Raw genomic sequence first — 21,576 nt, 5'->3', positions numbered from 1 at the left:
CCTAGCGGACCGAGGGCGTGACGAACGGCGGCTTGGTCACCTGGGCCTCGATGCGGCGGCCGCGGATGTCGATCTGGACCAGGTCGCCGTCGGCGATGCCGGCCGCGGTGTCGAGGAGGGCCAGGGCGATGCCCACCTTCTTCGTCGGCGAGAAGGTGCCGCTGGTCGTCTCGCCGATGAGCGCGTCACCGGCGTACACCTGCATGTGACCTCGCGGGATGCCGCGCCCGGTCAGTACCAGGCCGCGCAGTTGCCGCCGGGGTCCGGCGGCCTTCTCGGCGAGCAGCGCCTCGCGGCCCCAGAAGGCCGGCTTGTCCCAGCCCACCGCCCAGCCGGAGCGGGCCTGCACCGGGCTGATCTCCAGGCTGAGGTCCTGGCCGTGCAGCGGATAGCCCATCTCGGTACGCAGGGTGTCGCGAGCGCCGAGCCCGCACGGCTGCACGCCGGCCTCGATGATCGCGTCCCACACGGCGCCCGCGTCGTCCCAGCCGACGACCAGCTCGTAGCCGTGTTCGCCGGTGTATCCGGTGCGGCAGACGGTCAGCTCGGCGCCCCCGAAAGCGGCGGTGGCGAACGACATGTAGCCGTGGTCGGTGGGCAGGCCGAGCTTGCCGAGCAGCGAGGCCGACTGCGGGCCCTGGACGGCGAGGACGGCGTACGACCGGTGCTCGTCGGTGACCGTGATCCCCTCGGGAGCGTCCGCGACCAGGCGGCGGACCACCTCGGCCGTGTTCGCCGCGTTCGGGATCAGGAAGACGTGGTCGTCGGCGTGCAGGTAGGCGATCAGGTCGTCGACCACGCCGCCGGTCTCGTCGCAGCAGAGCGTGTACTGCGCCTTGCCGGGCGCGATCCGGCCGAGGTCGTTGGTGAGGCAGGAGTTGACGAAGGCGACCGCACCGGTGCCCCGGACCCGCGCCTTGCCCAGGTGTGACACGTCGAAGACGCCGGCCGCCTCGCGTACCGCGGCATGTTCGCGCAGGACGCCGCCGCCCGCGTACTCCAATGGCATCTCCCAGCCGCCGAAGGCGGCGAACTTCGCGCCCAGCGCGACGTGGCGATCATGCAGGGGAGAGCGGAGAAGTTCGGCAGACATGAGACTCAACTTACCGGTGACCTTGCACCTGGTTAGAGTCGCGGGGACAACACTCTTTCCCAACAGCCGGGAGCACACCCACCCGTGGCGTCCCGGCCCCAGACGTCCCGGAGTGCCCGAGTGACCCAGCCCATCCTCAGCCTGGTCGACACCGACCCGGCCGAATCGGCGGTCGATGCCATCGTCATCGGCCTGCACAGCCAGCCCGAGGAGGACGGCGCCCTACTGCCGGCCGCCGGCGCCGAGAGCATCGCCGCGGCGTTCGACGGCAAGCTGACCGCGACGCTGGCCCTGCTCGGCGCGAGTGGCGCCCCGGGTGAGGTGACCAAGCTCGCCACGCTCGGCACGATCTCCGCTCCGCTGCTGGTCGCGGTGGGTCTCGGCAACGAGCCGACCGGTGCGGCGCCCGAGCTGGAGACGCTGCGCCGGGGCGCCGGGGCCGCGGTCCGCGCGCTCGCCGGCAGCGGCACCGTGGCGCTGGCCCTGCCCCTCCCGGACGACGCGGACGCGCCGCCGGTGCTGCGCGCGGTGCTGGAGGGCGCGCTGCTGGGCTCCTACCGCTTCGCCGGTTACAAGTCGAAGCCGCAGAAGGGACGCCGCGACCCGGTCTCCGCCCTGCACCTGCACGTGCCGGACGCGGCCGACGAGGCCGTGGCCGCCGAGCTGCGCCGCGCCGAGGTGGTCGCGCGCTCGGTCCGGCTGACCCGGGACTGGGTCAACATGCCGCCGAACGAGCTGCGCCCGGCGACCTTCGCCGACCTGGTCGCCGAGGCCGCCACGGAGGCCGGGCTCGGCGTCGAGGTGCTGGACTTCGACCAGCTGAAGGCCGGCGGCTACGGCGGCATCGTGGCGGTCGGACAGGGCTCCGAGGCACCGCCGCGGCTGGTCAAGCTCACCTACACGCCGTCCGGTGTGGCCGAGCCGAAGCGGGTCGCGCTGGTCGGCAAGGGCATCACGTTCGACACCGGTGGCGTCAGCATCAAGCCGGCCGCGGGCATGTGGGAGATGAAGTCCGACATGGCCGGTGCGGCCGCGGTCGCCGCGGCGCTGCTCGCCGTCGCCGCGCTCAAGCCGGGCGTCGCGGTCTCCGGTTACCTGGCGATCGCCGAGAACATGCCGTCCGGGTCGGCGTACCGGCCGGGTGACGTGATCACCATGTTCAACGGCAAGCGGGTCGAGGTGTTCAACACCGACGCCGAAGGCCGGATGGTGCTCGGCGACGCGATGGCGCGGGCCTGCGCGGACGGCACCGACTATCTGTTCGAGACCTCGACGCTGACCGGCGGCCAGGTGGTCGCGCTGGGCAAGCGGATCGCCGGCCTGATGGGTTCGGAGGAGGCCACCGCGCTGGTGCAGGCCGCCGGTGACGCGGTGGGCGAGCCGGCCTGGCCGATGCCGCTGCCGGACGACGTACGCAAGGGCATGGAGTCGGACATCGCCGACATCTGCCAGACCAACTCCAGCCTGGACCGGGCCGGGCACATGCTGCAGGGCGGGGTCTTCCTGCGCGAGTTCGTCGCCGAGGGCGTCGAGTGGGCGCACATCGACATCGCCGGCCCCAGCTACCACACCGGCGAGGCCACCGGTTACTGGACCAAGGGCGGCACCGGCGTACCGGTGCGGACGCTGCTCAAACTGATCGACGACCTGGCGTAAGCAACGGCGCTGTCCGGCCGGCCCGAGTAGGGTCAGGCCGGGCGCCGCCGCCGGCGCTCGTTGTAGTCGCGCATCCGCTGCGGATAGCCCATCAGCTTGACGTCGTAGATGGGCAGCGACAGCTGGTGCGCGAAGCGGCGCGCGATCTCAGGGGACTCGATCCGCCGCCTGGTCCACTCGCCGTCGTGCGCCACCAGCAACAAAGTGGTCTCGGTCACTGTCGTCTGTGGCTCGATGAATCCCTCGACTCCGCGCCGAGACTGGATGAATTGCGTAAGATGCTCGAGATCGGCCTGCTCAACCCGCCGTCCGCTGGGCCCGGCCGACCGGGGGCGTCGCCGAAACCAAGACACTGCCGCTCCTCACGCTCGATGCCGCAAGGGTACGACGACGCGACGTGTCGTGGGGCACCTGGCTGCATTGACCGGCCCCGGAAGTGACAAGATGTCGGTGACGGGACTGTGACCGTTTCCATTGTGTGACCCACATGGCGACGATGCGACTACTGGAGTCAACGTGAGCCAGCCCAACGGCGGAACCTTCGACATCGTCATCCTCGGCGCCGGCAGCGGTGGTTACGCGGCCGCGTTGCGTGCGGCCGAGCTGAACCTCTCGGTGGCCCTGATCGACAAAGCCGAGCTGGGCGGCACGTGCCTGCACCGCGGCTGCATCCCGACCAAGGCGCTGCTGCACGCCGCCGAGATCGCCGACCAGACTCGCGAGAGCGAGCAGTTCGGCATCAAGGCGGACCTGGTCGGCATCGACATGGCCGGGGTCAACTCGTACAAGGACGGCGTGGTCGCCCGCCTCTACAAGGGCCTGACCGGTCTCCTCACGCACAACAAGAACATCACCGTGGTCAACGGCGCCGGCAAGCTCGTCAGCCAGGACACCGTCGAGGTCGACGGCAAGCGCTACACCGGCCGCAACGTCATCCTGGCCACCGGCTCCTACTCGCGCTCGCTGCCCGGCCTGGAGGTCGACGGCAAGCGGGTGCTGACCAGCGAGCACGCGCTCGTGCTGGACCGCGTCCCGTCGTCCGCGATCGTGCTCGGCGGCGGCGTGATCGGCGTCGAGTTCGCCAGCGTGTGGAAGTCGTTCGGCGCGGACGTGACGATCATCGAGGCCCTGCCCCGCCTGGTCGCCGCCGAGGACGAGGACATCTCGAAGCAGGTCGAGCGCGCCTTCCGCAAGCGGAAGATCAACTTCAAGGTCGGCAAGCCGTTCGAGAAGGTCGAGCACACCGAGAACGGCGTGCGGGTGACCATCGCCGGCGGCGAGACCCTCGAGTCCGAGGTGCTGCTGGTCGCGGTCGGCCGTGGCCCGACCACCGCGAACCTGGGGTACGAGCAGCAGGGCGTCACCCTCGACCGCGGCTTCGTGATCGTCAACGAGCGCCTGCACACCGGCGTCGGCAACATCTACGCCGTCGGCGACATCGTCCCCGGCCTGCAGCTCGCGCACCGCGGCTTCCAGCAGGGCATCTTCGTCGCCGAGGAGATCGCCGGGCTGAACCCGGCCGTGATCGACGAGGCCGGCATCCCGCGGGTCACCTACTCCGACCCCGAGGTCGCGTCGGTCGGCATCACCGAAGCCAAGGCCAAGGAGCAGTACGGCGCGGACAAGGTCTCGACGTACAACTACAACCTCGGCGGCAACGGCAAGAGCCAGATCCTCAAGACCGCGGGCTTCATCAAGCTGGTCCGGGTGAACGACGGCCCGGTCGTCGGTCTCCACATGGTCGGTGCGCGGGTCGGCGAGCTCGTCGGCGAAGCCCAGCTGATCTTCAACTGGGAGGCCTTCCCTGAGGAGGTCGCCCAGCTCGTACACGCCCACCCGACGCAGAACGAGGCGCTGGGCGAGGCCTTCCTCGCGCTCGCGGGTAAGCCCCTGCACGCGCACAGCTGATTCCAGCGATTCCATCGTTCATAAGGAGTTTGGGGAAAAATGCCGGTATCGGTAACCATGCCGCGGCTGGGTGAGAGCGTCACCGAGGGCACCGTCACGCGCTGGCTGAAGCAGGAGGGCGAGCGCGTCGAGGCCGACGAGCCGCTGCTCGAGGTCTCCACCGACAAGGTCGACACAGAGATTCCCTCGCCGGCCGCGGGCGTGCTGACCCGGATCGTGGTCGGCGAGGACGAGACCGCCGAGGTCGGCAGCGAGCTGGCCGTCATCTCCGGCGACGGGGAGGACGCCGGCGCCGCCGAGCCCGCGCCGGCCCAGGAGCAGGCCGCCGAGCCCGAGCCCGAGCCCGCCGCGCCGACCACACCCTCGACCGAGAAGCCGGTCGAGGAGGAGGCCCCGGCGCCGCAGACCGCGGCCGCGTCCGGCGGCGGCGCCGCACAGGGCACCGCGGTGAAGATGCCGGCGCTCGGCGAGAGCGTCACCGAGGGCACCGTCACCCGCTGGCTCAAGCAGGTCGGCGAGGAGGTCGAGGCCGACGAGCCGCTGCTCGAGGTCTCCACCGACAAGGTCGACACCGAGATCCCGTCGCCGGTCGCCGGCACCGTCCTGGAGATCAAGGTCGCCGAGGACGAGACCGTCGAGGTCGGCGCCGAGCTGGCCGTCATCGGCGCCGCGGGCAGTGCGCCGGCTCAGTCCGAGCCGGAGCCCCAGCCGGAACCGAAGCAGGAGGCCCCCAAGCAGGAGGCCCCGAAGCAGGAGGCCCAGCCCGCTCCGCAGCCGCGGATCGAGTCGGCCCCGGCACCGGACCTGTCCGGCGAGTCGTACGCGACCCCGTCGCCCGCCGCCGAGACCAAGCAGCCGGCCCCGTCCCAGCCCGCCGCTCCGGCCCAGCCGAGCGCCCCGGCGGCCGAGACGGTCAAGGCGAACGGCGCCGGTGACGCCGGTTACGTCACCCCGCTGGTCCGTAAGCTGGCCGCCGAGAAGGGCGTGGACCTCTCCTCGCTCACCGGCACCGGCGTCGGCGGCCGCATCCGCAAGCAGGACGTGCTGGACGCCGCTGAGAAGGCCGCCGCCGCCAAGGCTGCTCCGGCCCCCGCCGCCGCTGCTCCGGCCGCCGCGGCTCCCGCGCCGCAGGCCAAGGCGGAGCCGAGCCCGCTGCGTGGCCGCACCGAGAAGCTCACCCGCATCCGGGCCACCATCGCCCGGCGCATGGTCGAGTCGCTCCAGGTCTCGGCGCAGCTCACCACGGTGGTCGAGGTGGACGTCACCAAGATCGCCAACCTGCGGAACAAGGCGAAGGCCGACTTCCAGGCCAAGCACGGCGTGAAGCTCACCTTCCTGCCGTTCTTCGCCCTGGCCACGGTCGAGGCGCTGCAGCAGCACCCGGTGGTCAACTCCTCGATCGACGTCGAGGCCGGCACGGTCACCTACCACGGTTCCGAGCACCTGGGCATCGCGGTGGACGCGCCGAAGGGTCTGGTCGTCCCGGTCATCAAGGACGCCGGCGACCTGAACCTGGCCGGTCTGGCCAAGCGGATCGCGGACCTGGCGGACCGCACCCGCAACAACAAGATCGGGCCGGACGAGATCGGCGGCGGCACCTTCACGCTGACCAACACCGGCAGCCGGGGCGCGCTCTTCGACACCCCGATCATCAACCAGCCGCAGGTCGGCATCCTCGGCCTCGGCGCGGTCGTCAAGCGCCCGGTGATCGTGAACGACGCGGAGCTGGGCGAGATCATCGCTCCGCGGTCGATGGTCTACCTGGCACTCAGCTACGACCACCGGATCGTGGACGGCGCCGACGCCGCCCGCTTCCTGGGCACGCTGAAGGAGCGCCTGGAGGGCGGTCACTTCGAGGCCGAGCTCGGCCTGTAACCCGTCATCGGCTCAAGAACCGGGGGCACACCGTGAGGTGTGTCCCCGGTTTGTTTTGCGCTGAGAGGTTCTCGGGAAACAATCGGAACATGCGGATCGTCATGGCCGGGGCCTCAGGGTTCCTCGGCACCCGGCTTGCTGACCGGCTGCGGGAAAGCGGTCACCACATCACCAGACTGGTACGACGTCCGGCCGAGCGGCCCGACGAAGCCACCTGGGAGCCCGCCCAGGGCCGGTTGGACGCGGCGGTGCTCTCCGGCGCCGACGCGGTGATCAACCTGGCCGGCGCGAACGTCGGCGATCACCGCTGGACCGCCCGCTACAAGCGGGTGCTGCGGTCCAGCCGGATCAACACCACCGACACCATCTCCAAGATCATCCGGCAGCTCCCGGAGGACCAGCGGCCTCGTACGCTGTTGCAGGCCTCCGGAGTCGGCTGGTACGGCGACACCGGCGACCAGGCCGTCACCGAGGAGGCGCCGGCCGGCACGACCTTCCTGGCCGACATGTGCCGGGTCTGGGAGGCCGCGACCCGCCCCGCCGAGGACGCCGGCACCCGGGTGGTGCTGATGCGCACGGCGCCGACGATCGACGCCTCCGGCTCGCTGCTCAAGCCGCTGCTGCTGCCGTTCAAGCTGGGCGCCGGCGCGCGGATCGGCGGCGGCAAGCAGTGGATGGCGTGGATCGCCCTCGCCGACTGGCTGAACGCGGCCGAGTTCCTGCTCGAACGCGAGGATGTCAGCGGTCCGGTCAACGTGGTCTCGCCGCAGCCGGTCACCAACGCCCAGTTCACCAAGGCGCTGGCCCGGGAACTGCACCGGCCGGCGCTGCTGACGATCCCCGGTCCGGCGCTGGATCTGCTGATCGGCGAGCTGGCCGGCGAGGCCCAGCGCAGTCAGCGAGTGCTTCCGGGAGTGTTGTCGGGCGCCGGATTCGCGTGGGCGTACCCCGGTATGGAAGCCGCGCTGGCGGCAACGCTGCGACCGGAACCCGTGTTGGCTCCTTGAGCTCCCGCGGGCACTTGCTAACCTGCGCCTGATGTCAGTCGCCGCCCCCGCCTCCGCCGCCTCCACGGATCCACCCTCCGAGTCGGCGGGCACGCCGCTCCGAGACCGTCCGTGGCGTGCCCATCTGACCGTCGCGCTGATCGCGCTAGCCCTCGCCGGCTACGTGACGAACTGGCTGTGGCGCGATCCCTACAACCACGTCCTGTCCGACAACGTCGGCGATCAGGCGTGGTTCGAGTGGCTGCTGGCGTACGGCGTGCACATCATCTCGCACGGCGGCGACCCGTACTTCGCGGAGATGATGAACGCCCCGCACGGCGTCAATCTGGCCGCGAACACGTCGATCACGGTCTACACGCTGCTCTTCGCGCCGTTGACCTACCTGGCCGGGCCGCAGGTCAGCTTCGTGACGATCCTGAGCCTGAACATGGCCGGGACCGCCTTCGCCTGGTACCTGTTCCTGCGCCGCTGGCTGGTGCGCAACCCGGTCGCCGCCGGGGTGGCCGGCCTGTTCTGCGGGTTCGCGCCCGGTGTCATCTCGCACGGCAACGGCCACTTGAACTGGACCGCCGGGTGGATCGCCCCCGTGGTGCTGTGGCAGGTGCTGAAACTGCGCGAGCGGGGCCGCTGGCTGCGTAACGGGATCGTGCTGGGTCTGCTGCTCACGGTTGGCTTCTCGGTCGCGCCGGAGGGCCTGTTCTTCACCGCCCTGGCCAGCGGGGTGTTCCTCGGTGTGTGGGCGTTGGCCAAGCCAGTCCGCGCCGAGGCCCGGGAGGCGCTGCCGACCGTGCTCGCCGCGCTCGGTGTGACCGCGGTGGTCGCCGGGTCGCTGCTGGCGTACCCGCTCTACATGCACTTCGCCGGGCCGCTGACGTTCACCGGCACCGGCTTCGACCAGCGCGACTTCGTCGAGGACCCGGCGTCCTACCTGTCGTTCGCCAGCCGGTCGCTGGCAGCGCTGTTCGGGCTCGGTTCGGAGCTGGCGTCCAACCGGACCGAGGAGACGTCCTACTTCGGCGTACCCCTGATTCTGTTGAGTTTTGCCGCGCTGGCGCTGCTCTGGCGGCGGGCGGAGCCCGGCCGGCGCGCCACCCTGCGCGCCGTCGCCATGGTCGGCCTGGTCTTCATGCTCATCTCCTTCGGCCCGCGGCTGAACTGGATGGGCACGGAGCTGAACATCCCGATGCCCTACGCGGCGCTCTCCCACCTGCCGCTCTTCGACTCGGCGCTGCCGACCCGGTTCGGGCTGGTCCTGATCGGCGTCATCGGCATCCTGCTGGCGCTGCTCCTCGAACAGCTGCTGGACCGGAAGTTCACCTCGGTCACCCTGAAGGCCGCGCTGGGAGCGGGCGTGGTGGTCAGCCTCCTGCCGATCTTCCCGCTGCCGCTGCGCTACCAGGAGCGCACCCCGGAGCCCGCCTTCATCGCGAACGGCACCTGGAAGGAGTACGTCTCCGACAACGGCGTGCTCACCGCCCTCCCGTTCGCCCTCAACGTGCACGCCGACGGGCAGCGCTGGCAGTCCTACACCATGGCCCGCGGTGAGAAACCGTTCCGCATCCCGGACGGCTACTTCCTCGGCCCGCAGAACTACGACGAGGACGGACGCCACCAGCCCGGCCGGATCGGCGCGCCGGCCCGGGCCACCGACTGGCTCTTCACCCGCGCCGCCTTCTACGGCTACGTGGCCCAGCTGACCAACGGTGACCGCGCGCAGGCCCGGCAGGACTTCCAGTACTGGGGGGTCGAGACGGTGATCCTGGCCGACTCGGTCACCGGCTCCGATCACCATCTGCCGTTCCGTGAGGCGGTCGAGATCACCGCCATCGACCTGCTCGGCCAGCCGGAGCGGGTGGACGACGTGCTGGTGTGGCGCATCCGGCCGGGTGTGGATCCGGTCGACCGGTGAGTACGAGGCTAGGCTTGCCATCGTGACTTCCTCCGTACTCACCGTCCTGCGCCCCGGCCTGGTCGACTACCGGGAGGCGTGGGAGGAACAGAAGCGTCTGCACGAGGGCGTGGTGGACGGCTCCCAGCCGGACACCGTCCTGCTGCTGGAGCACCCGAGCGTCTTCACCGCCGGCAAGCGCACCGAGCCCGCCGACCGGCCGTTCGACGGCACCCCGGTCGTCGACGTGGACCGTGGCGGCAAGATCACCTGGCACGGGCCGGGCCAGCTGGTCGGCTACCCGATCCTGCGCCTGCCCGACCCGGTCGACGTGGTCGCCTACGTGCGGCGCGTCGAGCAGCTGCTGATCGACGTCTGCGCCGAGTTCGGCGTACCGGCCGAGCGGGTGGAGGGCCGCAGCGGCGCCTGGGTCAAGGCGACCGACGGCGGCCTCGATCGCAAGATCGCTCAGATCGGCATCCGGGTCTCGCGCGGCGTGACGCTGCACGGCTTCGCCCTGAACTGCGACTGCGACCTGTCGAACTTCGACCGCTTCGTGCCCTGCGGCATCCGGGACGCGGGGGTCACCTCGCTCAGCGCCGAGCTGGGCCGGCCGGTGCCGGTCGCCGAGGTGCTCCCGGTGGTCGAGCGGCACCTGGCCACGCTCTTCTGATGGCCCTCTACCGTGACCCCCGGGACAAACGGGTGTTCGTTCCCAAGCCGGGTGGCGGGCTGGTGCTCAACTTCGGGCACCCGGTCGCCTGGACGATCCTGATCTGCACGACCGTCGTGCCGTTCACCATCGTCGCCATCGTCACCCTGGCCGTGATCCTCTAGGGCAGGCGCCAGACGCGGACCCGCGCGTCGGCTCCCTGGCAGGCCAGGTGCCGGCCGGCCCGGCTGCACACGACCTGCCCGGCGTCCGGGATCATCCCGCGGAGCCGGCCGGTCCGCCAGTCGACCAGCCAGGTGGCGTTCCGGTCCCGCGCACCATCAGGTCGCCGAGCGGGAAACCGGGACCCACCTCGGCCCGCACCTGGCCGGTCTCCGGATCCAGCTGCACGACGCCGCCGTCGGCCGTGGCCACCAGCCCGTCCACCCAGGCCACCCATCGGGCGCTGGACCAGCGGACCGCCCCGGTGGCCGGGTCGATCGCGATCATGCCGCTCCTCGAGCTGACACAGAGCCGCGTACCGCAGCCGGTCAGATGCATCGGCACCGCCACCGGCGCCGTCCACCGCACGTCCAGGCCGGGCACGGCCAACGCCGTCACCCTGGACTGGCCCAGCACGTACACCGTCGAGTCGCGGACCGTCACGGACAGGACCGGGTCGTCGCCCGCCTCCAGCCTGCCCACCGTCTCGCCGGTCCGGCGGACGTAGGCGAAGGCGTTTCCGGCCTCATCCATGACCACCAGATAGCGGCCGGTCGTCGCGGCGGCGAACACCGGCGCCTCGAAAGGCGACCACCAGGCGATGCGGCCCGTGCCGAGCGGATCGAACAGCCCCAGCCGGTCGCCCTCCCAGATCACGATCTGATCGCCGGCCAGGGTCGCGAACTGGTAGCCCTCCGGCTCCCAGCGCGGCTGCCCGGTACGAAGATCCAGCAGGATCACCAAGGTGCCCCGGGACGTCACGGCGAGATGTGGACCGTGCTCCACCAGCACCGGGGTGTCCCCGCCCCCGTCGATCCACCGGCTCCACACCACGCCGTTCCCGTCGAGGGAGTGTGCCCGCAACTCCACGTTGGCGCTGCTCTCCGCGGCGACGTGGGCGCTGACCAGCAGGTCGCCGGCCAGCAGCCAGGACGAGGCCCGGCCCTCGGTGGTCGCGGCCGCCCGGAGCAGCCCGTAGCCGGTGGCAGCCGCCCCCGACGACCCCAGGAGCAGCATCAGCGACACGGCCAGGATGAGGCCGGCCCGCCGCCACGGGACTGGGCGGGACCCGGGACGGGACGGCGGGGTCGTATCCAGGTCGATAAGCACCGTCGGATTCGACCTCACCGCCCGTCAAGCCGCTGTTAGGGCGCGATCCGGTTCAGGTCGCGGGGGAAGGCGGTGGTCTCCCGTACGTTCGCCGCGCCGGTCAGCCGGGCCACGAACCGCTCCAGGCCGATCGCCCAGCCACCGTGCGGTGGCATGCCGTACCGGAAACCGTCGAGGTAGCCGCGATAGGCATCCAGCGGCTCGCCCGCTTCTTGCAGGGCGGCGACGTAGTCGGCGTACCGATGCAGGCGCTGACCGCCAGTGACGATCTCCAGGCCGCGGAAGAGCAGGTCGAAGCCGTTCGAGTAGGCCGGGTCGGCCGGGTCCGGATGGGTGTAGAACGGCCGCTTGCGCATCGGGTAACCGGTCACGAAAAGGAACTCCGACCCGTGCTCACGCCGCGCCCACTCGCCCAGCGCCCGCTCGTGCGCGGGCGCCAGGTCCGGCTCGTCCACCGGCGCGCCGACGATCCGCAGCGCCTCGGTGAAGTGCACCGCCGGAATCTCCGCCGGCACCTCCGGCGTCTCCCGGCCGACCCGCTCGGTGACCTCGCCGAGCATCCCCGCGAGCGTGCGGGTCAGCGCGGCCATCACGTCCCGGTGGTCGGTCACGAAACCCATCTCGGCGTCGAGCGACGTGTACTGCGCCAGATGCCGCGCGGTGTCGCTGGGCTCGGCCCGGAACACCGGCCCGACCTCGAAGACCCGCTCGAAGACGCCGACCATCAGCTGCTTGTAGAACTGCGGCGACTGCGCCAGATAGCCGGGCCGGCCGAAGTAGTCCAGCTGGAAGACGTTCGCCCCGGACTCCGTCGCCGACTCCACGATCTTCGGCGTGTGGATCTCGACGAACCGCTGCTCCTCCAGCGCCTTCCGGAAACCGGCCGTCACCGCGGCGGCGATCCGCAGGTTCGCCGACCGGCTCGGATGTCGCAGGGCAAGAGCAGCGTGGTCCAGCTGGGCAGGCAGACCCGCGCTGAGCGCGGGCCGATGCAGTTCAAACGGCAGCGGTACGCCCACAGCACTCAAAACCCGGATCTCCGGTTCGGTCAGCTCCACCCCGTTCGGAGCCTGCTCGTTCGCGGTGACCAGGGCGCTCACCTCGACGACGCTCTCCTCGGTGAGCCGCTCCAGCTGCTCCCGGGTCTGCGGGTCGGTGACCACGACCTGGCTGAGCCCGCCGGCGTCCCGGACGATCAGAAAGGCCACCGACTTGAGCAGACGGCGGCGATGGATCCAGCCGGCGATCGTGACCTTCTCGTGCACGTGCGCGGTCAGCTGGGTGGAGAGGATGCGTTGCATGGCTCGTACCTCCTCTGGTTCTGCAACGCGGCCCCAGGGAGGTGCGGGCGAGCGGGATCCTCGCGGTACCACCGCACCTTCACGCTTCCTTGGAAGCGCCTCTTTTTCCTGCTCGGCTCCGGGGTGTCTTCCCGCTCCGGCGCTCGGGCCACCCTCACAGCTACTGGTGGCTCTCTCGGCCGGCGATCGAAGCGGTACTCGGTCCCATCAATGCCGTGCGGCGACGTTAGCAACTTCCGTCCCCCTGTGCACAAGATTTGTGGCGGGTCCGGTGAGTGCACTCACACCCTGCGTCAGGTTGGCCGCGGGCGGGCGTATCTTTCAGGTTGTGACTATTGCTCCCGAGGGCCGCCGCATGCTGCGCATCGAGGCGCGAAACGCCGAGACTCCCATCGAGCGGAAGCCGCCGTGGATCAAAGTCAAAGCGAAAATGGGACCCGAGTACACGCAGATGCGCGGCCTCGTGCAGAAGGAAGGCCTGCACACGGTCTGCCAGGAGGCCGGCTGTCCCAACATCTACGAGTGCTGGGAAGACCGCGAGGCCACCTTCCTGATCGGCGGTGACCAGTGCACCCGCCGCTGCGACTTCTGCCAGATCGACACCGGCAAGCCGGCCGAGTTCGACGCCGACGAGCCGCGCCGGGTCGGCGAGTCCGTCGCCACCATGGGCCTCCGCTATGCCACCGTCACCGGCGTCGCCCGTGACGACCTGCCCGACGGCGGCGCCTGGCTCTACGCCGAGACCGTACGCCAGATCCACAAGCTGCAGCCCGGCTGCGGCGTGGAGCTGCTGATCCCCGACTTCAACGCCGAGCCCACCCAGCTCGCCGAGGTCTTCGGCGCGGCACCCGAGGTGCTCGCGCACAACGTCGAGACCGTCCCGCGGATCTTCAAGCGAATCCGCCCCGGCTTCCGCTACGAGCGCTCCCTCGACGTGATCACCCAGGCCCGCGCAGCCGGCCTGGTAACCAAGAGCAACCTGATCCTCGGCATGGGCGAGGAGCGCTCCGAAATCTCGGCCGCCCTGCGCGACCTGCACGCGGCCGGCTGCGAGCTGATCACCATCACGCAGTACCTGCGGCCGACCCCCCGCCACCACCCGGTCGAGCGCTGGGTCAAGCCGGAGGAGTTCGTCGAGCTGCGCGAGGAGGCCGAGCAGATCGGCTTCGCCGGCGTGATGAGCGGGCCGCTGGTCCGCTCCTCCTACCGGGCCGGCCGTCTCTACCGCCAGGCCCTCGAAGCCCGCGGCTGAGCACTCCGCTCCAGCACACACCCGGCCGTCCCTCGGGACCGCCGGCCCAGGCCTCACGGCCCCCATCAGCGGCCGCCTCCGATGGGCTGCGGCCGGCGGTTGCTGGCCAGCGGCCGGGGTACCTGCTTGCGGTGTATGGGGCCGGTTACGGTCGGCCGGTCGTTGCCAGCCAGCGGCCGGAGCGCCCACTCACGGTTGGCGGCGCCGGTCACGGCCAGCCGGTGGATGCCGTCCGCCCGGGCATGGCCGTCGGGGTGTGGATCAGCGAGACAGCCACTGCGGCTAGAGGGCTTCCGTAGTCAGCGTCCCCCAGCGGTGATCTTGCTTGGCCCAAGCTCAATGCTGACTCAACGGCCGCCAGACAGCACCCACGTTGGGCCGGACAAGACCCTGACCACGAAGGCTCTAGCTCGGTGGTCGACAAGGCGGGGTTGTGCGAGCCGGCCCTACGCCAGGGCTGCTTCAACTGCCGGGAAGCAGCCCTGGCGTAGGGCCGAGTGATCAGATAGGCCGAAAAAGCGGGCCCGGCTGTGCCTAATGGCTGTCACCGCCTCCCGAGCCGAGCCGAGCCGGGCCGGGCCGCGCCGAGCCGCACTGCACTGCGCTGGGCCGCACTGCGCTGGGCCGCACTGCGCTGGGCTAGCCGCCGCGTATGGGCTCACCGTGCGACTGCCGCAACGGCCATTCCTGGAACGGTCACCTAACAGGCCTTGACCGCGAGAGATGTCGAGCAACACCGGCGACTCACACATGCCGTCTCCGTCGTCAGAACAGCAATGAGCGCCAGCCGGCGGGTCTGATCCCGCCTGCTGGCGCTCGTTGCGGCCCAACTCGGGCTACTTCTTACCCTTCTTGGCCTTCTTGCTCTTCTTGTCTTTTCCGAACTTCGCCGGGGCGGTCTGCGGCACCAACGCCGGCATCATCAGCCTTCCGAAGATCATCACCAGCGGCGCGATCCAGGCCCACCAGGGCACGGTCGAGCCCGGCCCGAACAGAGCGTCAACCACCTGGTAGGCGACATCAAGGGCGGCATCCATCATCGGCCTCCGAGGGGATGAAAGGCACACGTAGGACATTGCAACTCCCATCCCGGGAGTCGGCCACAAATATCGGAGCCCCCGCCCTCCCCCTTAGCCTTTCGCCGCTCCTTTGACAGAGCCCTGCGGTGACAGAGTCCGGCCGGCGAACGGGGGGGGTAGCGCCGCCACCTCCGGAACCGGCCGGTTACGGCCGACGGCGAATGGCAGCGCAAGGCCGTCACCCCCGAAAGCGGCCGGTGACAGAAACCGGCCGCGAACAGGGAGCGCAGCGCCGCCGTATCCGGAAGGTGCGGGAGCGCCCTAATCGTCCAGCAAGCCGAGCCGATGGGCGACCGCCGCGGCCTCCACCCGGTTCGTCACCTCCAGCTTGGCGATGATCCGGGAGACGTGCACGCTCGCGGTCTTCGGCGAGATGAACAACCGCTGGGCGATTCGGCTGTTGCTCTGGCCCTCGGCGACCAACCGCAGGACCTCGCGCTCGCGGGCGGTCAGCACCTCGGTGCCGGCCGCGGCCGGCGTGGACGGGCTGACGCCTAGCCGCCTGGCCAGCACGTCGGCCGACTCGATGAGCGGGGCCGCGCCTAGGTCGGTCGCTATCGCTGTGGACTCGGCGATCGCCTCGGTGGCGGCATGCCGGTCGGAGGCGATCGCCTCGGCCAGGCCGAGCAACGCCACCGCCAGCTGGTAAGGCTGGCCGTCTGCCCGCCAGGCGTCGACGGCCGCAAGCCACCGGTCGGCGCCGCCATCTAGCAGCGCGGAGATCTCGGCCGCGTAGGCGCGCTCAGCGGGGTACCTCTGCGGGAGCTCGGCGGCGGCCGAACGGATCAGCGTCTGGGTCTCCGCGTCGCCGGCCACCCGGGCCGCGGCGGTGAGCAGCGCCCAGCCGTAGCGAGGGCGGTCCCAGATGCCGCGGTCCTGCACGGCGGCCCGCGCGTGGTTCCGGGCGGCGGCCTGGTCGCCTGCGGTCAAGCTCGCCAGGATCCGCAGCTCGAGCAGTGACACCCGGGTCTCCGCGGTGAGGAACGGCTTGCCGAGGAACCCGGTTGCCCGGCTGACCAGCGCCTCCGCCCCCTCGTGACCGCGGGCCAGCCGGATCCGGGCGCGCAGCCGCAGCCACGGGACGGCCAGGGTGCCGGGCGGGTCCTGCCGGGCGGCCGCGGCGAGCAGGGCGTCGGCCTCGTCCCAGCGGCCCAGTGCCATCAGCGCCTCGGCGTGGTTGGCGAGCAGGTAGACGCCGGTGGTGCGGCTGACACCGATACGGTCGGCGTGCGGCACGCCCTCGGCGGCGGTCGCGGCGGACTCCTCATATGCCCCCAGCTCAAACAGCGAGTCGGAGAGGTTGACCAGGCCGTGAGCGAAATTCTGCACATCGCCGGCGGCCCGGGCCCGCTCCATCGCCTGCCGCATGGCGGGCAACGCGTCCACGGCCGTGATGCGGCCGCCGCAGGCCTGCCCGTAGATGATCTCGGCGGAGACCAGTGCCTCTTCGTCACCGAGACCGGCGGCGGCCTCCTTGATCTCCTGCGCGATCCGGCCGGCCTCGTCGCCGTCGATGCCGCCGAACACGTAGGCCACGTCGCCGAGCAGCCGCAACCAGAGCGGGTCACGCGGTGCGGTGCGCAACAACCGGTACGCCTCGCGGGCCTCCGCCGCCCCGTCGCTCTTGCCCGCGTTACGCAGCAGCTTGGCGCGCCGGATCAGCAGCCGCGCCGCCCGCACCGGCTCGGCCTCGCAGTCCAGATCGCCGAGTGCCACCCGGGTCAGGGTCAGTGCCCGCATGTGCTCGCCGGAGTCGATCGCGACGAGCGCCGCCTCCTCCAGCAGGTCCAGATGGCTGGTGCCGAGCAGGGTGGCCGCGTCGGGCACCTGCTCCCAGAGCTCGAGCACCCGGTCGAGCAGGCGGGCCTGCTCGGCGGACGCGTAACGCCGGCCGGCGTCGTCGGCGGCGCGACGGGCGGTGACCAGGGCACGCGGATGGTCGTGTGCGGCGTGCCAGTGGTGGGCGATCTCCGCGGGCGCCCGGTCGCTGGCGACCAGCTGCGGCTCGGCCTCGATCGCCTCCGCGTATCTGGCGTGCAGGCGGGCGTGCTCGCCGGGGAGCAGGTCGTCGTGCACGGCCTCGCGGACCAGCGCATGCCGGAACTCGTAACCCCCGGCGGGGTCGAAGACGATCATCTGGGCGGCGACCGCGGCACGCAGCGCGGACTCCAGGGTCGCGTCGTCCACCCCGGCGACGCGGGCCAGCAGGTCGTGGCCGAACTGGGTGCCGCCGACCGCGGCCACCCGCAGCACCCGCTGCGCGGCCTCGGGCAGCTGGTCGACCCGGGAGAGCAGCAGGTCCCGCAGGGTCTCCGGGATGTCACCGCAGCGCGGGTCACCGGTGCCGGCGAACTGCTCGATGAAGAACGGAATGCCCTGCGCCCGCTCGGAGACCGCGTCGACGACGGGCGCGTCCGGCTCGGTGCCGAGCAGGTGACCGAGCAGCTCGGCGGTGCCGTCCCGGTCGAGCCGGTCGACCTCGAGCCGCTGCACGCCGCGGACCCGCTCCAGCTCGGCGAGGAACGGCCGCAGCGGATGGCCGCGGTGCAGCTCGTCGGTGCGGAAGGTGGCGAGCAACAGCAGGCGGGGAACCCGGGCCGAGCGCAGCAGGAAGCCGATCAGGTCACGCGTCGACCGGTCGGCCCAGTGCAGGTCCTCGATCACCAGGACCACCGGCTGGTCCTCGCCGAGCCGGGCGAAGAGCGAACCGACCAGCTCGAAGAGGTGGCCGCGGCGGGTCTCGCCGAACTCCGGCGGCGGCCCCAGCTCGGGCAGCAGCCGGGCGAACTCCGGCTCCCGCCCGTCGAACGCGGCCCGGCCCTCGTGCCGGAGCAGCTCGCGCAGCGCGGCCGCGAACGGCGCGAAGGGCAGGCCCTCCTCGCCGAGCTCCAGGCACTGGCCGGTGAGCACACGGACCCGCTCACCGGCCAGTGACCGGCTGAACTCCTCGACGAGCCGGGTCTTGCCGACCCCGGCCTCGCCGCCGACCAGCACGGCCGACGGCTCGGCGCCACGAACCCGTTTCAGCGCCTCGTGCAGCGTGGCCAGGTCGGCGTCGCGGCCGACCAGAACCGAGCTGTGGGCACTCACCGTCATGAGTTCGAGCATGCCACGCGGGTACGACAGAATTTCCGGACCGGTCACCGCCGTCACGACGCCGTCTCCTGTCGCTCAGTGCGGTCGATCACGATGCGAGTCGCCGCGCGGGTGTGGCCGCCCGGCGTATCCTTGGCCACCGTGCGGTGCGGCGATGCCGCCCTTCGGCGCTCTGCCGCGCACGCCGGTCGTGGTCGGCCTGCCGGATCAGGTCGTCGGTGTGCGAACGGATCAGTTCGAGCTGGAACTCGGGGCTGGTGAACGGGCTCATCTCGGTACTCCTCGCGAATCGTTCGGCTCTTGCACCGATAACTCTTCGCGCGAAGGCGGCACCCGGTCATGGGGACGCCGCCTCATCTGAGAGCCCGCCCCCTCCTTACCTCGGACCGCTGAGGTGCCCGGGACGCCGTAAGGTACCTGAGCACCACTACACTTTGCGGCTATGGCAAAGCCCCAGGAGAAGGTGTCGTTTCGCGAGCGCCTGAAGCAGATCGGCCAGGTGTTCTCGTTCACGGCAAAGCAGGACAAGTGGTTCGTCCCGCTGGTCATCGCGGCGGTCGCGATCCCGGTGGCGGTCACCGTGCTGGTCGTGCTGCTCACCGGGGGCTGGGTCTGGATCCCGGTCGGCATCCTCTTCACGATGCTGGCCGTGCTGATCGTCCTCAACCTGCGCTCGAACACCGCGATGATGAACGTCGCGGAGGGTCAGCCCGGCGCCGCCGCCTCGCTGATGGAGAACATGCGAGGCGACTGGCGGGTGCGCCCCGCGGCCAGCTCGACCACCCAGTTCGACATGGTGCACGTGGTGATCGGCCGCCCCGGCGTGATCCTGCTCGCCGAGGGCGACCCGCAGCGCGTCCGCGGCCTGCTCGGCCAGGAGAAGAAGCGACTCTCCAAGGTCATCGGTAACGCGCCGCTCTACGACTACGTGATCGGCACCGAGGAGGGCCAGCTCCCGGTCCGCAAGCTGCGTTCCACGATGCTGCGCCTGCCGCGCAACCTCACCGGTAAGGACGTCAACGCCCTCGACAAGCGGCTCGGCGCGCTGATGTCGCGCCCGCAGATGCCGAAGGGCGCGATCCCCAAGAACATGCGGCCCAGCAAGGGCGCGTTCCGCCAGCAGCGCCCACGCTGAAACCGGCGGGGGTACGCGTAACGCCCGCCCCCGCCGATTTCACCCCGTCCCGCCCGCGCCGGCGCCCGGCCGGCAGCCACTCCAGGCCCCGGCGCGGGCGCCGGGCCATGCCCGGCGCCGGCCCACCGATCTCAGCCCGGCGGCGAAGTGCGGGCGGGACCGGCCGCGTGCCGTCCCGGAGCGGGCGGAACGGCCGATGTGTTCGGTGAGGTGTGGCGCGTACCTGGCGAAAAGGCCGGCGGCGAAATGCCCGGCCGGACCACCGTGTCATCCGTTCATCGACGGGTACCTCCATGATCTGCGCGGAGCGATAGCCTCGGGTCTACGCCCTTCCGGCTCGCACGCGAAGGAGTTCGCTCGTGGTCACCTTGGCGGTCCCCGGCACCTATCCGACGCTGCGTGACGCCCTGGAGGTGGCACCCGACGGTGCGGTCGTGGCGCTGGCGCCCGGCACCTATCCGGAGCGGATCGAGCTGGACGGGCGACGGCTGACGGTGCGCGCGGCCGGGGATCCGGGCTCGGCGATCGTGGACGCGACCGGGCTGGACGGGCCGGCGCTGGCGGTCTCCTCGGGCGAGATCGCGGTGGAGGGGCTGGCGCTGGTCAGCGGGGACTACCCGGCGGTCACCGTGTCCGGCGGGCGGCTCAGGCTGCGCAAGTGCGAGCTCTCCGCGGGTTGGGGCGCGGGCGTGCAGGCGAGCGACGGCGCCGTGGTCGACGCCGGTGAGGTACGGGTGATCCGCGGCCAGCACGGTTTCGTCTTCTCCGACGCCGGCGGCACGGTGGAGGCCAGCGAGGTTCGCAACGTCTCCCAGGACGGGGTGATCGTGCAGTTCGGCAGTCCAATACTGCGCAACATCACGGTGGCCGGCTGCGGAGATCGAGGCATCTACGTCTACCAGTCGGCGCGGCCCGGGATCGAGCGGTGCGACATCTCCGGCACCGGCAAGGCCGGCATCGTCGTGGCGCAGAACAGTACGCCGCGGATCGTGGAGACGCGGGTGCATCAGACGGTGGGTTCCGGCATCGTGATCGAGCGCGGGTGCCACGGCGTCGTGGTGGAGCGCTGCGTGGTGGAGCAGACCGCCGACCCACCCGTGCGGGTCGATCCGTCGGCGCAGGCCACGGTCACGTTGAGCGAGAGCGACGGGCTGCCGAAAGCGGGTGTGGTGGCGGCCGCCACGGCGCAGGACGCCGCCGAGGTGGAGCGGCTGCTGACCGAATTGGACTCGATGATCGGGCTGGCCGGGGTTAAAGCCGAGGTCCGGGCCCTGATCGACGAGATCCAGGTGAACGAGTGGCGGCGCAGCGCCGGACTGTCGGTGGGCATGGTCAGCCACCATCTGATCTTTACGGGCGCTCCCGGTACCGGTAAGACGACCGTCGCCCGCATCTACGGCCAGTTGCTGAAGGCGCTCGGTGTGCTGCCGAACGGGCGGTTCCGCGAGGTGTCCCGGCGCGACCTGGTGGGGCAGTACATCGGGCACACCGCGGAGAAGACCACCTCGGTGTTCGAGGACGCGATGGGTGGCGTGCTGTTCATCGACGAGGCGTACACGCTGGCCCGGGCCGGTGGGGCGGCCGCCGACTTCGGTCAGGAGGCGATCGACACGCTGGTGAAGCTCATGGAGGACCACCGGGACCAGGTCGCCGTGATCGTCGCCGGGTACACGAAGGAGATGTCCGACTTCCTGGATGCCAACTCGGGTCTGGCCTCCCGGTTCGCCAAGACCATGGAGTTCGAGAACTACGGTCCGGACGAGCTGGTGCGGATCGCCGACCGGATCGCGCGCAACGACGACTACGTCTTCGCGGCCGGGTTGTCGGCGGCGCTGCACCAGCACTTCTCGCTGCTGGAGCGGGACCGCAACTTCGGCAACGCGCGGGAGGCCCGCAAGCTGCTCGAGGGGATGCGCAAGGCGCAGTCCGGGCGGTTGCGGGCGATGGGACGGATGCCCAGCAGGGACGATCTGCGGACGCTGATGCTGGACGACCTGCGGGCGGTGGTCCGGTGACGCTCGTAGACTGTGTCCAATACGGACCGTCGGGGGAGGCGCCCGGTGCATCGCGGTGAGGGCTATCCCGGGCCGGAGTACGGCGGTTTCCCGCCGGGTGCGCCGTCACCTTTCGGCCCGCCGGGCGTGCCGCATGCTGCTGCGCAACCGGGCGTGCCACACGCTTCTACGCAACCGGTGCCCCAACAGCCCGGCGTGCCTGGGCAGCCTGTTGCGGCGCGGGCGACGGTGACCGCGTCGGCGGTTCCGATTCGTCGCGCCGGGACGTCGGCTCCGCCGGGTTTGAC

At 71.1% G+C, this 21,576-nt stretch carries 17 protein-coding genes; 10 read left to right on the top strand and 7 right to left on the bottom strand.

Annotated features, from left to right (window positions below; translation table 11 throughout):
- Window position 1: 1 nt before the first annotated feature.
- Window positions 2-1,093, bottom strand: a complete 1,092-nt coding sequence (gene gcvT / locus I4J89_RS42480) for a glycine cleavage system aminomethyltransferase GcvT (RefSeq protein WP_196419890.1) — start codon at window positions 1,091-1,093, stop codon at window positions 2-4.
- Between the two features lie 120 nt (window positions 1,094-1,213).
- On the opposite strand from gcvT, the gene I4J89_RS42475 reads away from it, so the two are divergent.
- Window positions 1,214-2,749: a leucyl aminopeptidase gene (locus I4J89_RS42475; RefSeq protein WP_196419889.1), complete on the top strand. Its 1,536-nt coding sequence runs from the start codon at window positions 1,214-1,216 to the stop codon at window positions 2,747-2,749.
- 32 nt (window positions 2,750-2,781) lie between these two features.
- Here I4J89_RS42475 and I4J89_RS42470 read toward each other — a convergent pair whose 3' ends face one another.
- Entirely contained in the window at window positions 2,782-3,102 is a 321-nt protein-coding gene (locus I4J89_RS42470; RefSeq protein WP_196419888.1) for a hypothetical protein, read from the bottom strand.
- Window positions 3,103-3,265: 163 nt separating this feature from the next.
- Here I4J89_RS42470 and lpdA point away from each other — a divergent pair, with 163 nt between their 5' ends.
- The 6 genes from lpdA to I4J89_RS42440 all read left to right on the top strand — a co-directional run bounded on the left by lpdA (window position 3,266) and on the right by I4J89_RS42440 (window position 10,264).
- The gene (gene lpdA / locus I4J89_RS42465; RefSeq protein ID WP_196419887.1) at window positions 3,266-4,657 is read left to right on the top strand and encodes a dihydrolipoyl dehydrogenase; all 1,392 of its coding nucleotides are present in this window, start codon (window positions 3,266-3,268) and stop codon (window positions 4,655-4,657) included.
- Between the two features lie 39 nt (window positions 4,658-4,696).
- Complete coding sequence (gene sucB / locus I4J89_RS42460) at window positions 4,697-6,532, top strand: 2-oxoglutarate dehydrogenase, E2 component, dihydrolipoamide succinyltransferase (protein WP_196419886.1); 1,836 nt, start codon at window positions 4,697-4,699, stop codon at window positions 6,530-6,532.
- An 89-nt stretch (window positions 6,533-6,621) separates the two neighbouring features.
- A complete protein-coding gene (locus I4J89_RS42455; RefSeq protein WP_196419885.1) occupies window positions 6,622-7,539 on the top strand; it encodes a TIGR01777 family oxidoreductase in 918 nt (305 codons plus the stop codon).
- Window positions 7,540-7,570: 31 nt separating this feature from the next.
- Window positions 7,571-9,448 (top strand): DUF6311 domain-containing protein, encoded by a 1,878-nt coding sequence (locus I4J89_RS42450; protein ID WP_196419884.1) that lies wholly within the window; start codon window positions 7,571-7,573, stop codon window positions 9,446-9,448.
- A 22-nt stretch (window positions 9,449-9,470) separates the two neighbouring features.
- Window positions 9,471-10,100, top strand: coding sequence for a lipoyl(octanoyl) transferase LipB (gene lipB / locus I4J89_RS42445; RefSeq protein ID WP_196419883.1), 630 nt, complete (start codon window positions 9,471-9,473; stop codon window positions 10,098-10,100).
- Entirely contained in the window at window positions 10,100-10,264 is a 165-nt protein-coding gene (locus tag I4J89_RS42440; RefSeq protein WP_196419882.1) for a peptide ABC transporter substrate-binding protein, read from the top strand. The genes lipB and I4J89_RS42440 overlap by 1 nt, the downstream gene beginning before the upstream one ends.
- Before the next feature lie 91 nt (window positions 10,265-10,355).
- On the opposite strand, the gene I4J89_RS42435 is transcribed toward I4J89_RS42440, so the two are convergent.
- Entirely contained in the window at window positions 10,356-11,411 is a 1,056-nt protein-coding gene (locus tag I4J89_RS42435; RefSeq protein WP_196419881.1) for an outer membrane protein assembly factor BamB family protein, read from the bottom strand.
- A gap of 35 nt (window positions 11,412-11,446) precedes the next feature.
- A complete protein-coding gene (gene aspS / locus I4J89_RS42430; protein ID WP_196419880.1) occupies window positions 11,447-12,712 on the bottom strand; it encodes an aspartate--tRNA(Asn) ligase in 1,266 nt (421 codons plus the stop codon).
- Between the two features lie 355 nt (window positions 12,713-13,067).
- Between aspS and lipA the strand changes: the two genes are divergently transcribed.
- On the top strand, window positions 13,068-13,964 hold the full coding sequence (lipA, locus tag I4J89_RS42425; RefSeq protein WP_196419934.1) for a lipoyl synthase: 897 nt from the start codon (window positions 13,068-13,070) through the stop codon (window positions 13,962-13,964).
- Window positions 13,965-14,800: 836 nt separating this feature from the next.
- On the opposite strand, the gene I4J89_RS42420 is transcribed toward lipA, so the two are convergent.
- From I4J89_RS42420 to I4J89_RS42410, 3 genes are all read right to left on the bottom strand, one after another.
- Window positions 14,801-15,004 (bottom strand): hypothetical protein, encoded by a 204-nt coding sequence (locus tag I4J89_RS42420; RefSeq protein WP_196419879.1) that lies wholly within the window; start codon window positions 15,002-15,004, stop codon window positions 14,801-14,803.
- Between the two features lie 300 nt (window positions 15,005-15,304).
- Window positions 15,305-18,139 (bottom strand): helix-turn-helix transcriptional regulator, encoded by a 2,835-nt coding sequence (locus I4J89_RS42415; protein ID WP_230860535.1) that lies wholly within the window; start codon window positions 18,137-18,139, stop codon window positions 15,305-15,307.
- Between the two features lie 88 nt (window positions 18,140-18,227).
- Complete coding sequence (locus I4J89_RS42410; RefSeq protein WP_196419878.1) at window positions 18,228-18,410, bottom strand: hypothetical protein; 183 nt, start codon at window positions 18,408-18,410, stop codon at window positions 18,228-18,230.
- 171 nt (window positions 18,411-18,581) lie between these two features.
- On the opposite strand from I4J89_RS42410, the gene I4J89_RS42405 reads away from it, so the two are divergent.
- Window positions 18,582-19,274: a DUF4191 domain-containing protein gene (locus tag I4J89_RS42405; protein ID WP_196419877.1), complete on the top strand. Its 693-nt coding sequence runs from the start codon at window positions 18,582-18,584 to the stop codon at window positions 19,272-19,274.
- A gap of 359 nt (window positions 19,275-19,633) precedes the next feature.
- Entirely contained in the window at window positions 19,634-21,289 is a 1,656-nt protein-coding gene (locus I4J89_RS42400) for an AAA family ATPase (RefSeq protein ID WP_196419876.1), read from the top strand.
- The last annotated feature ends 287 nt before the right edge of the window (window positions 21,290-21,576 follow it).

It is taken from the genome of Actinoplanes aureus, assembly GCF_015704865.1.
GTDB lineage: Bacteria > Actinomycetota > Actinomycetes > Mycobacteriales > Micromonosporaceae > Actinoplanes > Actinoplanes aureus.
This window is presented reverse-complemented; position numbering and strand designations above follow the sequence as displayed.

Coding starts and splice junctions, on each gene's coding strand:
- gcvT (WP_196419890.1), bottom strand. CDS start 1,093: ATGTCTGCCGAACTTCTCCGCTCTCCCCTGCATGATCGCCACGTCGCG.
- sucB (WP_196419886.1), top strand. CDS start 4,697: ATGCCGGTATCGGTAACCATGCCGCGGCTGGGTGAGAGCGTCACCGAG.
- I4J89_RS42455 (WP_196419885.1), top strand. CDS start 6,622: ATGCGGATCGTCATGGCCGGGGCCTCAGGGTTCCTCGGCACCCGGCTT.
- I4J89_RS42450 (WP_196419884.1), top strand. CDS start 7,571: ATGTCAGTCGCCGCCCCCGCCTCCGCCGCCTCCACGGATCCACCCTCC.
- I4J89_RS42440 (WP_196419882.1), top strand. CDS start 10,100: ATGGCCCTCTACCGTGACCCCCGGGACAAACGGGTGTTCGTTCCCAAG.
- aspS (WP_196419880.1), bottom strand. CDS start 12,712: ATGCAACGCATCCTCTCCACCCAGCTGACCGCGCACGTGCACGAGAAG.
- lipA (WP_196419934.1), top strand. CDS start 13,068: ATGCTGCGCATCGAGGCGCGAAACGCCGAGACTCCCATCGAGCGGAAG.
- I4J89_RS42420 (WP_196419879.1), bottom strand. CDS start 15,004: ATGATGGATGCCGCCCTTGATGTCGCCTACCAGGTGGTTGACGCTCTG.
- I4J89_RS42415 (WP_230860535.1), bottom strand. CDS start 18,139: ATGACGGTGAGTGCCCACAGCTCGGTTCTGGTCGGCCGCGACGCCGAC.
- I4J89_RS42410 (WP_196419878.1), bottom strand. CDS start 18,410: ATGAGCCCGTTCACCAGCCCCGAGTTCCAGCTCGAACTGATCCGTTCG.
- I4J89_RS42405 (WP_196419877.1), top strand. CDS start 18,582: ATGGCAAAGCCCCAGGAGAAGGTGTCGTTTCGCGAGCGCCTGAAGCAG.